The 12,837-nt window shown below is 38.8% G+C and carries 11 protein-coding genes, 1 tRNA gene and 1 riboswitch; of the genes, 3 read left to right on the top strand and 9 right to left on the bottom strand.

From position 1 onward, the window contains the following. Positions 1–148: 148 nt before the first annotated feature. Together mutL and mutS are read right to left on the bottom strand one after the other, a co-directional pair. On the bottom strand, positions 149–2,029 hold the full coding sequence (gene mutL, locus ACFQZ9_RS07205; RefSeq protein WP_498942935.1) for a DNA mismatch repair endonuclease MutL: 1,881 nt from the start codon (positions 2,027–2,029) through the stop codon (positions 149–151). Between the two features lie 12 nt (positions 2,030–2,041). Then, positions 2,042–4,666, bottom strand: a complete 2,625-nt coding sequence (mutS, locus tag ACFQZ9_RS07200) for a DNA mismatch repair protein MutS (protein WP_498942934.1) — start codon at positions 4,664–4,666, stop codon at positions 2,042–2,044. Positions 4,667–4,982: 316 nt separating this feature from the next. Between mutS and ACFQZ9_RS07195 the strand changes: the two genes are divergently transcribed. Next, positions 4,983–5,729: a YwaF family protein gene (locus ACFQZ9_RS07195; RefSeq protein ID WP_498942932.1), complete on the top strand. Its 747-nt coding sequence runs from the start codon at positions 4,983–4,985 to the stop codon at positions 5,727–5,729. Between the two features lie 46 nt (positions 5,730–5,775). After that, a tRNA-Arg gene (locus ACFQZ9_RS07190) sits at positions 5,776–5,849 on the top strand. A gap of 251 nt (positions 5,850–6,100) precedes the next feature. Here the strand turns inward: ACFQZ9_RS07190 and ACFQZ9_RS07185 are convergent. The 7 genes from ACFQZ9_RS07185 to ACFQZ9_RS07155 all read right to left on the bottom strand — a co-directional run bounded on the left by ACFQZ9_RS07185 (position 6,101) and on the right by ACFQZ9_RS07155 (position 12,071). Further along, positions 6,101–6,454 carry a hypothetical protein gene (locus ACFQZ9_RS07185; protein WP_198311310.1) on the bottom strand — a complete coding sequence of 118 codons (354 nt, stop codon included), beginning with the start codon at positions 6,452–6,454 and terminating at the stop codon, positions 6,101–6,103. Positions 6,455–6,679: 225 nt separating this feature from the next. Next, entirely contained in the window at positions 6,680–7,435 is a 756-nt protein-coding gene (locus ACFQZ9_RS07180; RefSeq protein ID WP_498942931.1) for a ZIP family metal transporter, read from the bottom strand. Positions 7,436–7,586: 151 nt separating this feature from the next. After that, entirely contained in the window at positions 7,587–7,712 is a 126-nt protein-coding gene (locus tag ACFQZ9_RS07175) for a YjcZ family sporulation protein (protein ID WP_198311308.1), read from the bottom strand. Between the two features lie 158 nt (positions 7,713–7,870). Beyond that, positions 7,871–8,035 carry a hypothetical protein gene (locus ACFQZ9_RS07170; RefSeq protein WP_198311307.1) on the bottom strand — a complete coding sequence of 55 codons (165 nt, stop codon included), beginning with the start codon at positions 8,033–8,035 and terminating at the stop codon, positions 7,871–7,873. A gap of 276 nt (positions 8,036–8,311) precedes the next feature. Continuing rightward, complete coding sequence (locus tag ACFQZ9_RS07165) at positions 8,312–9,136, bottom strand: DUF4405 domain-containing protein (RefSeq protein WP_498942929.1); 825 nt, start codon at positions 9,134–9,136, stop codon at positions 8,312–8,314. A gap of 155 nt (positions 9,137–9,291) precedes the next feature. Next, a complete protein-coding gene (locus ACFQZ9_RS07160) occupies positions 9,292–10,728 on the bottom strand; it encodes a glycoside hydrolase family 1 protein (RefSeq protein WP_498942927.1) in 1,437 nt (478 codons plus the stop codon). A gap of 86 nt (positions 10,729–10,814) precedes the next feature. Then, positions 10,815–12,071, bottom strand: coding sequence for an MFS transporter (locus tag ACFQZ9_RS07155; protein WP_498942926.1), 1,257 nt, complete (start codon positions 12,069–12,071; stop codon positions 10,815–10,817). 244 nt (positions 12,072–12,315) lie between these two features. Between ACFQZ9_RS07155 and ACFQZ9_RS07150 the strand changes: the two genes are divergently transcribed. Next, positions 12,316–12,486 carry an SPW repeat protein gene (locus tag ACFQZ9_RS07150; protein WP_327838968.1) on the top strand — a complete coding sequence of 57 codons (171 nt, stop codon included), beginning with the start codon at positions 12,316–12,318 and terminating at the stop codon, positions 12,484–12,486. Between the two features lie 232 nt (positions 12,487–12,718). Further along, a riboswitch (SAM riboswitch) is annotated at positions 12,719–12,817 on the top strand. The last annotated feature ends 20 nt before the right edge of the window (positions 12,818–12,837 follow it).

Here is a 12,837-nt window from a genome sequence, read left to right as displayed (position 1 = left end):
TTCGTCTCAAATCGAACTCGTATATCCAACTTGAATTCTCTTTTGCCCAATTTTCATTATATTCGATATCCGTTTTCCAATAACCTTCCTAGTTAAAATTTTTTAATCCCATTTATATAAAAAGAGCCAGGAAAACGCCTGGCTCTTCTTACATCACCCGTTTAAACATCTTCTCCATATCATATGAGGAATAATGCACAATGATCGGTCTTCCATGCGGACACGTAAACGGGTCCGATGCTTTCCTCAAATCATCAAGCAATGCCTGAATTTCATCATTGCGCAAATGCCGGTTGGCTTTAATGGATGCCTTACAGCTCATCATGATTGCCGCTTCCTCGCGCAATTTTTTTATATCCACCTTTTTCATCGAAAGCAGCTGCTCAATCATCTCTTCAATGATTTCCTTTTCCTCACCCTTTGGCAGCCATTGCGGGTGAGAACGGACAATAAAACTATTTAATCCAAACTCTTCAAGAAAAACACCGACATTTTCAAGTTCATGGATGTTTTCATTTATCTTTAAAAAGTCATCTGTGGAATATTCAAAGGTTAACGGAACCAGCATTTCCTGCAATTCAGAAGCCACCTGTCCAACCTTTTCTCGGAAGTATTCATACTTCAACCGCTCCTGGGCCGCATGCTGATCAATAATATATAAGCCATTTTCATTTTGGGCAAAAATATAGGTTCCATGCATTTGCCCAATTGGATACATTCGCGGTACCCGGCTTTCGTTTAGCTCTTCAGCCTCAGGCGGTTCGGTGAACGTCTCTTCTTCCATCTCCTGATCCACAGGTTCTTCATGAAACTCTTTAAACGATTCTGGAAAGTCCCAGGTTTCCGGTTCTTTTTGAATCGGAGGATTAAAAAATGATGGTTCCAGACGAGGTCGGGTTTCTTGAACCACCGGGGCTGGAACGGGCTGTGGCTCAATTTCCTTCACAGCTGGTATTTCCCTTGTTCCCTCATCCAAAACCAATGAGGTCTGCTCCGACTTTGGCATTTCTTTTTTTGCAACCGTATAAGCAGTAGGAATTAGAATCTTCGATTTAAATGTCTCTTTGATGATCGATGTCACCAGTTCATTTAACTCCGCTTCCTTACTAATCCTAACCTCCATTTTCGAAGGGTGCACGTTCACATCAACCAGTAGTGGATCCATCTCGATGTTTAGAAGGACAATCGGAAAGCGCCCAATCGGCAGCAATGTATGATAGCCTTCCTGAATGGCTTTCGCCAATGGATAGTTTTTAATAAAACGACCATTAATCATCGTTGAAATATAGTTTCGTGATGCCCGCGTTACTTCCGGCATCGAAGCAAACCCGCTAATCTTATAGTCAAGAGAAGATCCCGTGATTGGCACCAGTTGTTTGGCAATCCCAAGACCATAGATAGACGCCAAAACTTGACGAACATCACCGTTTCCGTTCGTTTGCAGCAATTTCCGTTCATTATGAATTAAGCGAAAGGCCACCTCTGGATGCGATAGTGCCAAACGATTCACCACGTCTGTAATATTCCCAAGCTCCGTATGGATGGTTTTCATATATTTCAAGCGGGCAGGCGTGTTGAAAAATAAATCCGTAATCGTGATATCGGTACCGCGGCGGCTTGATGCTTTTTCAAACACTTCGACCTTTCCGCCTTCAATCATGACTCGATTTCCAGCACCTTCTCCTGTTGAGGTTTTCATCTCTAATCTTGAAACAGATGCGATACTTGGCAGGGCTTCACCGCGGAATCCAAGTGTCCGGATACGGAAAAGGTCACTTTCACTCTTAATTTTACTTGTGGCATGGCGCTGAAATGCGATTAACACATCATCTTCTTCAATCCCGTTGCCATTGTCCGTGATACGGATCTTAGCAAGACCTGCTTCTTCGACCTCGATTTCAATTACCGTACTGCCGGCATCAATCGCGTTTTCCACCAACTCTTTTACAACAGATGCAGGTCGTTCAACAACTTCCCCCGCGGCAATTTTATTGGACAGGATGTCATCCAATTGAATAATCTTGCCCATTTACGTCACCCCCTATTTCAACTTTTTATGGAGCTCGTACAACAAATTAATCGCCTGGAGCGGTGTTATATCCAATAAATCTAATTCTTTAATTTTATCTAACACACGTTTTTCTTTTGAAGATAGTTCCGTTTTCTTCTTCTCAGCAGGTTCATCGAAAAAGGATAGCTGAGAGGGTTGTTCAACCACTGATTCAGTTTTTACCGGGTCAGCCTGAACTACTGGAGCCTCAGTTTTCCTTGGAATTGCCTGAATATCCGGCTGCTCTAACGCCGTCAAAATCTCATTTGCCCGATCAATCAATTCAGGCGGCAATTCCGCAAGTTGGGCAACATGAATCCCATAACTTTTATCTGCAGGTCCTTCTTTAATTTTATGAAGGAAAACAACCTTGCCATTATGCTCAATAGCACTAACGTGGATGTTCTTCAGTTTCGATAGCTCTTCTTCTAAAACTGTTAATTCATGATAATGAGTTGAAAAAAGTGTTTTCGCCCCAATTCGTGTATGAATGTATTCAATAATCGCTTGGGCCAACGCCATTCCATCATATGTGGAAGTTCCGCGGCCGATTTCATCAAACAGGATCAAGCTGTTTTGTGTTGCATTGACAATCGCATTTCTCGCTTCAAGCATTTCGACCATGAATGTACTCTGTCCGGAAATTAAATCGTCGGCTGCCCCGATGCGGGTAAATACCTGATCAAAAATCGGTAGGACAGCTGCTTCAGCAGGTACATAGCAGCCAATTTGTGCAAGGATTGCCGTTAACGCAATCTGACGCATGTACGTACTTTTACCGGACATGTTTGGCCCAGTGATAAGTAAGACATCGCGATCACCATCCATGAAGCAGTCATTCGGAACATATTCCTGCGAGTTAAGAACTTTTTCGACAACCGGGTGACGGCCATCCTTAATCACGACACGGCGTTCATCCGAAAATTGCGGTTTCACATATCGGCGTTCTTCACTCACCTGAGCAAAGCACTGCAGTACATCGAGCTCGCTGACAGCTTTAGCCAAAGCCTGGAGCCTTGGAATCTGCTCTTTCACGATTTCACGAATTTCAGTAAAAAGCTCATATTCGAGCTCGCCGCATTTTTCTTCCGCTTGTAAAATTAACGCTTCTTTTTCCTTTAATTCCGGTGTGATAAACCGTTCCGCATTTGTTAAGGTTTGTTTCCGTTCATACTGCCCTTCTTGTAAAAGATGCAGGTTGGCGCGGGTTACTTCTATATAATAGCCAAAAACACGATTATAACCGACCTTCAAGGATTTAATGCCCGTCTTTTCGCGTTCTTCCCGTTCCAGTTGGGCAATCCATGTTTTCCCATTGCGGCTTGCATCCCGGTATTGATCCAATTGTTCGTTATAGCCATCACGAATGATGTTTCCTTCTTTTAACGAAAGAGGAGGATTTTCTACAATCGCCAGCTCTAACAAATCCGTTACCTCTTCACAAGGGTCAAGAGATTCAGCAATTTGAGTCATTTCTTCAGTTTGCATGTTTTGTAGGATTTGTTTTAAAAATGGAACTTGGAGCAGGGAACGTTTTAATTGAACTAAGTCCCTGGCATTTACATTCCCGAACGCAACGCGGCCCGCTAAACGTTCCAGGTCGTAAACTTCTTTCATTTTTTCACGGAGCTCTTGGCGCTCAAAATAGTGATTCATCAACACTTCAACAAGGGTATGGCGATGCACAATTTCCTTTTTATTAATCAAAGGCCTGTCGATCCAGTGTTTGAGCATCCGGCCGCCCATTGCGGTAATCGTTTCATCCAAAAGCCATAATAAGGATCCTTTTTTCCCTTTGGAACGAATGGTTTCGGTTAACTCAAGATTTCGCTTTGAATAATAATCAATTTTCATATATTGATGGATTTGATAGGTTGTCACCGACTGAAGATGGTCGAGGCTTCGCTTTTGCGAGCGGTACAAATAGTTAAAAAGCCTTGCTGCAGTTTGCTTCAACTTATCCTGGTTCAAATCCTCCAGCAGACCGGCAAAATTCATTTCTATTGAACTATTATCTTCAAAGGAAATCGCCAAAACATCTCGTTCACGCATTCTCTTTTGAAGATCCCCGTCAAAATCGCTCTTTACTACTACCTCTTTGGCACTTAATACGGCAATCTCATTGAGAACTTCTTCAAAATTATTCGATAATAAAGTAACCCGGCTTTCGCCTGTTGAGATGTCGTTGTAAGCAAAACCGTAAGTGCGATCATCAAAAGCGGTAACAGAAGCAATATAGTTGTTTTCTTTATCGGTTAATCCCTTGCCCTCCATCACGGTTCCAGGGGTAATGAGCTGCACCACTTCGCGGCGGACAACCCCTTTGGCCTGTTTTGGGTCTTCGGTTTGTTCACAAATGGCTACTTTATAGCCCTTGCCGATTAATTGTTCAATATAGTTGGCCGCGGAATGGTACGGAACACCGCACATCGGAATCCGGTCTTCCGTTCCACCTTCCCGGCTCGTTAACGTAATCTCTAATTCTTGCGATGCTTTAATTGCATCGTCAAAGAACATTTCATAAAAATCGCCTAAGCGAAAAAATAAAAAGGCATCTTGATAATCTGCCTTTACTGCTAAATATTGTTGTATCATCGGCGTATATCCAGTTGCCATAATGACCTCCACGTTTTCATCATTTCGAGTATCTTCGACAAACTATTATATCATATTGGGATGGTGCGGGGCACATGTGGAAATTACCAAGTTGGGATTGTGGGGTTATTTATTCGATTGAGGCGGGTTCGCAGATAAAATATCGTTTATCGCAGATAAAGTGTCAGCTGCGCAGATAAATCGGTTACTATCGCAGATAAAATACTATCGGTAATAAATTACTAATTTTAAAACAATAAATATTGAAGCAAGTATAGCCAAACCCTGTAGCTGCATATAGTTATAAAAGGTAAGGGATAAGAATTGAGGTGGTTTTGTGCTCAAATGGTTTGTAGGGAGTAGTAAAGAATACAATTTTGAGATGTATTCCAACAGCCATTTAATTATTATCGCTATCCTGATTCTGGGAGCCGCAGGGATTTATTTTTTCCGAAATAAAATAAAGTGGAGAACGGCTGAAATTGGTACTGCGATTTCACTTATGGTTTTTGAAATCACTTATCATTTCTGGATGCTCATAAAAGGGATCTGGGAAACCAGCTCTGCTTTGCCATTGGAGCTTTGTAACATCAGTCTAATTTTATCCATATTACTCCTGCTTACTCGTAAAAAAATAATCTATGAAATTTTGCTTTTCACTGCATTGCTTGGAGCAACTCAGGCACTCATTACGCCTATATTACATTACGACTTTCCACATTTTCGGTTTTTTCATTTTTTTTATACCCATCTAATGATTATTTGGGTGCCGCTGTATTTCACCTGGGTGCACGGATACCGGCCAACCATATGGTCCGTGGTCAAACTCTTTGTATTTCTTAATGTACTAATGCCATTCATCATGTTGGTCAATAAACTGGTTGGCGGAAATTACATGTTTTTAAGTCATAAACCTATTACCGCCAGTCTATTGGATGTTCTCGGCCCTTATCCTTGGTATATCTTATCAATGGAAGGTTTGCTCATTACTTTAAGCTTGCTTGTTTGGCTAATTTTTAGAGAAAAGTGTCTAAAAACTTCACATGTCGTCAGGCACCATGTAAATAAAAGAACTTTTTATTGACCTTTTTTATCCAATTTATTATAATAAAAGACGTTCCAAAAAATATGTCCCAATAGCTCAGCAGGATAGAGCAACAGTTTCCTAAACTGTAGGTCGGAGGTTCGAATCCTCTTTGGGACGTACTCGTTAAAAAAGCGCTTTGTATCACGGTTTGTTATCCGTTAGCATTGCGCTTTTTTCATTGTCTGTAGGATGTATTTTTGACATAAACGGAAGGGTTTACATAAAACATCCCAAAATGCAGAAGTATTTGCAAATTGAAAAACAGGCAGATTTGTAATCAGCAAAATAGATTCCCGCCTGTTCGTAATATAATGAAACGGAATAATATGAATTCAAATATAATAAAAAGCCGTCATGATTTGACGGCCTTACTTATAAAACGCATCAACAGCAATATCACCTTCTTCACTTCGTGTACCAAACCACTCTGTACCATCATATTCCTTTAATCCTGCATTTTCTAAATTTAACTTTTTCGCTAATGACTCCGTTATAGAATGAGCCTGCTCAGGGGAAACACTGCGAAAAGTAATTTGAATTTCCGGCTTTACTCCATATTCTTTGACAACAAATTCTTGAAACTCCGATAATGACTTTGGACTTACATTACCGGACCCTTCCCGTGTTGCAATTAAGGTAACAATTATTGAAGTAATGGCAATAATTAGGACTGATAATAAAATAACTATGTTTCTATTTAACTCGTTTACTTTCGCAAGCATATGTAACCGCCTCCTATTAATCTTTACGACTATTGTATGATGATAGATTCGAAAAATTATTAATAATTTCCTCTTACTTCGGTTGTTTTTAATCCATGTCACTGCATGTTTAGAATAAAAGAGGCCAGCACAGATGCCAGCCTAAAGAATACCGCCTAAGCAATACTGTAATTCGGAGGATAGAATCCTCTTTGGGGAAGTACTAAAAGCACTTCTATTCAATCCCTACACAATACTATGTAATACCAAATAAAGTAAGATCCCACAGATAAAGAACAAAGGTGTACTTTTAAAGGTTCCTCGATTAATTAAAGGCAATAATAAGGTTCCACTTAGATATAGGAAAATTCCGGCTGTTACGGATAAGCCCATTGCAACAATTTGTTCTTGATGATCTCTAAGTCCTGATAAAAAATAAGCAGATCCCGCCCCTAACCAAGTGAAAATTCCTTGAATGATAAGATAAATTGCAGTTTTTTTCCGGCCATTTAGAAAGGCAAGCATAACGGAAGTATAAGAAAGTCCCTCAGGGATTTTATGAATAACCAGTGCTATAGAAACAAAGATACCTAATTTAAAATCTGCAGAATAGCTAATTCCAATGGATAACCCCTCAAAAAAATTGTGAAGCAGCATTCCACTTGATAATCCTTTTACAGTAGTAAGATCTCCGTTTTCTAATCCATTTTTCCTGTGCAATGTTGTTGGCAAAAAGACTAAATACATTATAAGAAAACCAATTAGGACGAACAAACTACTATGATTAATGCCCTCTTGTCCTTCAGGAATTAGATCCAAAAGCGCAATGGATAACAATAAACCGGCACTAAGAGCAACTAATGACAATAAGGTTTTTTCCGACCAATTTTTCCGAAATAGAACAAGAAATCCTCCAAGAATGTAGGCAAGGGATGAGATTAAAACTACAAAAAATATCATTGGAGTCAGCTTAATCGTCTCCTTTATAAGTTCATTCCTCAATTTTATTCTCCAAAATGAAAAATGATTACAATATTCAAGCACCATATTTCGATTGGTATTTCGCATTTGTTTTAGTACCGACAGAAAAAACTAATTAAAAAACACAAAAATGAGGTGTCTGATCGAGATCACCTCATTTTTGTATGTTTTATTAATAGAAGCTGCTTGCTCCAACAATAATTAAAAGAATGAACAACACAACAATTAATACAAATGGGCTATAGCCACCGTAGCCGTATCCATAGCCATAACCTCCGCAACCGCACCAACCGCACATAGTAAACACACCTCCTTAAGGTTGTTTACTATATTAATATGCATCATTATCCTTTAAAGGAAATGGTAATACAACATGTCAATTAAAAATGGATATTTGTCCTGCTTTAAATTTCTACACAAAGCAAAAGGGGGTACACAGACTTATTACGATACAAATTATGTTTGTACAAGCTGCAGTGAATTTTCAATGTCGTTATAGTAAATAACCTCAGAAAGAACCTTATAACCTTGTACTTTGCCCAAAGTTTCTCTTGCTTCTTTTTCGGTATTAAATTCAAACATAGTAATTTCTTCTTTTAAATAGACAGTAATGATCCACATAAGTTTTCCACCCCTTCAAGATTGTTTTTACCTCTTTTAATTGCAAATAAAGTATAATCAAAATATTCTGAAGTGAAAACGTTTCCCAAATTAAGTTTTTTTCATAAATAAAATATATTTTGTTCATTTTGTTCACACGTGGATTTTAATATGCCACAAAAATAGCCCTGCTTTAATAGCAGGGCTAGAACCTTTATGGCAATATAAAGTGTGCCGTCTTTCACTTTTCTTGAATCGTGTGAAAGATGATTGATTTCAATAGATGTTGAACCTTGATCATGAATTTTGAAGATGTAAGTTTTTTGATTCTCGTTTATTCTTTAGTTTTCGTTTTTCAAAATAATAGGTAGGAATGATGATGGCTGCCCAAATCGCAAAATAATTTAGAACATCACGAAACGGGTTTCTGCTGCCACCATGTCCATCTTTTCCATGAAATTTTCCTTCACGAAAATCTCCACTAGGCGGTCCCTGTACTGTATTGGTTGTTATCCCTGTATTCCCAATGTTGGATGTCTGCCCACTTTGTTGTACTTGTTTAGGTGCAAAATCAGCAATATTTGAAGAAGCTGTTGCGGAAAACCATTGAATTCCGCCTGCTAAAATGGCGATGGATAGGACTACTGATGCAATTACACCTTTTCTAAATTTTCCTTCTTTTGATTTAAACGCCTTTTTAAAAATACTCATTACCCATTGCCAATGGACCCCAACATGAAGGCCCACTAATGCAAGCGTTGCGTCTGCTGAGAAACTGTGGATTCCTCGAATCGAGTGTCCACCTTGTACCGCAAGACTTGGAAAAACTATCCTAGAAATTAAGATACCTGTAATAATAACTGTAGCCATAGAAATTAAAAGCAAGATATTTAACAAATAACTAAATTTTGTTTTTTTAGGAAGTTTAGGATCGAAAATCTTTTTAGTCGTATTAATCACCCAGCGATAGTTCAATCCAATATGTGTAAGAATCGCTACTCCGATTACCAGACCTGCCACTTCATGAAAAGGTAAACCATTTAATACCCTTGGATCCATTAACAACACAAAAGTGATTGCCATTAGTAAATCCAGAACAATTCTTGTATAATTCTTTTTCAAGTTAATTCCCCCAAATTTAAAATTCCCTTAACTGTTTTCCATCTTAATGGGGGAACCTTAATAAAACCTTAAGTTACTAAACAACCCGTTAGGGCGTTATAAGTATCAAAAAAAGTGCCTAAATCTATTTGGATTTAAACACTTTTTTTGAAGTATTAAAGTTTCTCTCCATTTGTTGAGATGACATCCTTATACCAGAAGAAGGATTTTTTCTTTTTGCGTTCTAATGTACCGCTGCCATCGTCATTTTTGTCGACATAAATAAACCCATACCGTTTCGAGAACTCGCCTGTCGACATACTTACCATATCAATACAGCCCCAACTTGTATAGCCCATTAATTCAACCCCGTCTTCTATTGCTTCACCCATTGCTTGAATATGTTCACGAAGATAGTTAATTCGATAGTCGTCGTTGATTGTGCCGTCTTCTTCTACCTTGTCATAGGCGCCTAAGCCATTTTCGACAACAAACAACGGCTTCTGATAGCGGTCGTATAATTTGTTTAAAGTGATGCGTAATCCTACTGGGTCGATCTCCCAGCCCCAGTCACTTGTTTTTAAGAAGGGATTTCTAATGCCGCCAATAATATTCCCTTCCGAACTATCCTCATCCCTCTTCGCTTTCTTCTCTGTACGGGACATGTAATAACTAAAGCCGATATAATCAACAGTCCCTTCTTTCATTAATTCCAAGTCTCCTTCTTCAATTTCTAATTCAATTTGATGTTCTTTAAAGTAGCGGCTAATAAAAGCCGGATACTCACCCCGTACTTGCACATCAGCACAATAGTAATTGAAAAGCTGTTCTTCCTGAAGGGCATACATTACATTTTCTGGATTGCTATCAAAGGGATAAACAGGTGCAAAAAGAATCATACACCCAATTTTAGAATTCGGAATAATCTCATGACACATTTTGACCGCAAGCGCACTGGCAAGAAATTGATGATGGTAGGCCTGGAAGGTCGGCTGGTATTTATCCTCTTCTTTTTGAATGGAAAAACCAAGTCCTTGAATCGGCATCACCAAGCTGCTATTGATCTCATTAAACGTCATCCAGTACTTTACTTTATTTTTGAATCGGTTAAAAATGGTTTTTACATATCTTTCAAAGAACGTCACCACTTTCCTGCTTCTCCAGCCGCCATATTCTTTTACCAAATGGAGAGGCATTTCATAGTGGGAAATGGTTACAACTGGTTCAATACCGTGTTTATGCAATTCACCAAACACACGGTCGTAAAATGCCAGCCCTTCCTCATTCGCCTCTACCTCATCGCCGTTTGGAAAAATCCGCGTCCAGGCAATCGACATCCTGAAGGCTTTGAACCCCATTTCGGTAAACAAGGCAATATCTTCTTTATAACGATGGTAGAAGTCAATTGCTTCATGATTTGGATAGTAATATTGATCAGGGTGGATCTCAAAATCAAAACCTGGGTTTAGTAAAATTTTATACCGCTCTTTTCCACCTGGAAGGACATCGGCAATATTTAGTCCTTTGTTCCCTTCATTAAAGCCGCCTTCTATTTGATTGGCCGCAGTAGCCCCTCCCCATAGGAACCCTTCGGGAAAACGATATTTTTTCATTCTAAGTACCTCCAAAATTTATTCCATTATTAATATTTGTTTTTTTAGTGAATTTATATCTTTCTCCATCTAAAAATGAAAAAGGTTCAGAAACTCAGTTCTGAACCTTTTTCCTTCCCAACAACCTTATTTCGGTTTCGGAGAATTTTATATAAGAACATACTGCAAATTGAGCATAGTATTGCCAATCCTGCGATAAACACATAACCAGCCTGAAGGCCAATTAGCTCACCTCCTGTACTCCTCTGCCCCCATACTCGATTGAAAAAATCAATGATAAAGCCGACAAGTAAATTTCCAATAATACTTGATATCCCCAAGAGAGTTACCGTAAAGGTGATCGCTGTCCCTACTCCTTTAGAATATTGTTTGGCAAGAAGTGCCATTACAGTAGGATAGATTGGAGCAATCCCAATTCCTGCAATCGCAAAGAGAATCGCACCTTTTTCTCCGCTGAACACAGCTGCAAGGCTGCATACACCTGAAAAAGCAGAAAAAATCATAATGGAAAGGGTATAGCCAATTTTATCCGTGATGGGTCCGGCAAACAGCCTTGAAAGGGTAAAGAATAGAAAAAAGGACGAAAGCATTCCCGAAGATTTATTTAATGACCAATCATATGCATTTTCCAGATAATATACAAGCCAGCTACCAATTGATATTTCAGACACTACCCCAAATGAAAGGATGGCTACAATCATCCAGGCAATCGGATCCCGACCCAAGGCACGAAATGATGTAGATTCCCCCTTATTATGATGATCTTCTGGAAACCTTCCGAAAAGTGAAGGAAGGATGGGCAAAATGGAAAGAGAAAGAATCATTAAATACATACCACGCCAGCCAAGTTCCCCATTTAGAATATTCCATCCCATCATGGAAGCACCCAAAATAGGTGCCCCGATTGAACTAAGTCCATAAAAAAAATGGGAAAGGTTCATCATCGTCCCCGTGTTCTTAGTAAAAATGCGGGCAGCCATAATTCCAAGACCAATTTCGAGGATACCGTTTCCCAGATATAACATAAAATAAGATAGTGTTAATGATGTATACCCCTTAGACAAAAACATCAATATACCCGAAAATGCCATCGAAGCAAATGCAAGGATTCCTGTCCATTTAATTCCGATTTTATTGGATAGACTTGATGTAAATGAGCAAGCCAGCAGATATCCGAGAGAATTTAGGGCAAGTAGGAAACCAAGCTGAGATTCATGCAGTTTGAATTCGGATTGCATGAACGGAAGCGCCGGGCCTTTTACATTTTCCGATAAACCAAAGATAAAAAAGCCGCCAAACACCACAAATAATAACAATATCGAATTCACTCTTTGATTCTTCAAATATCTTAACCTCCAGACAATGTCACAACATTGAGACATTTTAAACTGAATTTCTCATATTAACAATAATGAATAGCCAAGGCATGTGTAAAATTGTATGCAATGAATTACGTTTTTTTTCTTAATTGCTGAAGACGGTCTAAAAATTGTTTTGAACGTTTAAGGTTATGTTTTTCAAAAAAGATGAATAAGATATTGTAAGTACTCCAATATTCGAATCTTCTTTGGAAGGGGTCGATATTTGATGTGGCAGCTTTGGCTTACAGGTTTAATTGGTATATGGGTATTTTTCTCCCCGTGGGTATACAACTTTACTGACAACACCGGCGCCTTATGGAACAGCATCATATTTGGAGTCATCCTTCTAATTTTAGCGATTTGGACTGGAAACAAGGTGAAAAATAATAATCCTTGATCGTACAGCAAGATTAAATAGCTTCATATTGGAGTACGATTTCCCTCCTTTTGGAGGGTTTTTATGTTTTAGCATTTTCATTACATAAACAAAGACAGCCCTTAAGAGAATTAAAACTGGACGGAAGCAAGGGCTTTAAATATCTTACATCACTTTGTTAAATATATCACAAATTTATTGACAGAATACTAGAACAGGTGTAAGGTAAATATTAGTTAAATTTTTTAGAATATTCTTATCAAGAGAGGTGGAGGGACTGGCCCTTTGAAACCTCGGCAGCAGACTTTTTGTACTGTGCCAATTCCAGTAGCGTTTTGCTAGAAGATAAGAAGAGAATCCATTACGTTTATG

Origin of the sequence: Neobacillus sp. GCM10027624 (genome assembly GCF_042675345.1) — a bacterium.
GTDB classification, from domain to species: Bacteria; Bacillota; Bacilli; order Bacillales; family Cytobacillaceae; genus Neobacillus; species Neobacillus cucumis_D.
Note: the sequence above shows the minus strand (reverse complement) of the source record. Positions and strands in the feature narration are given on the sequence as shown.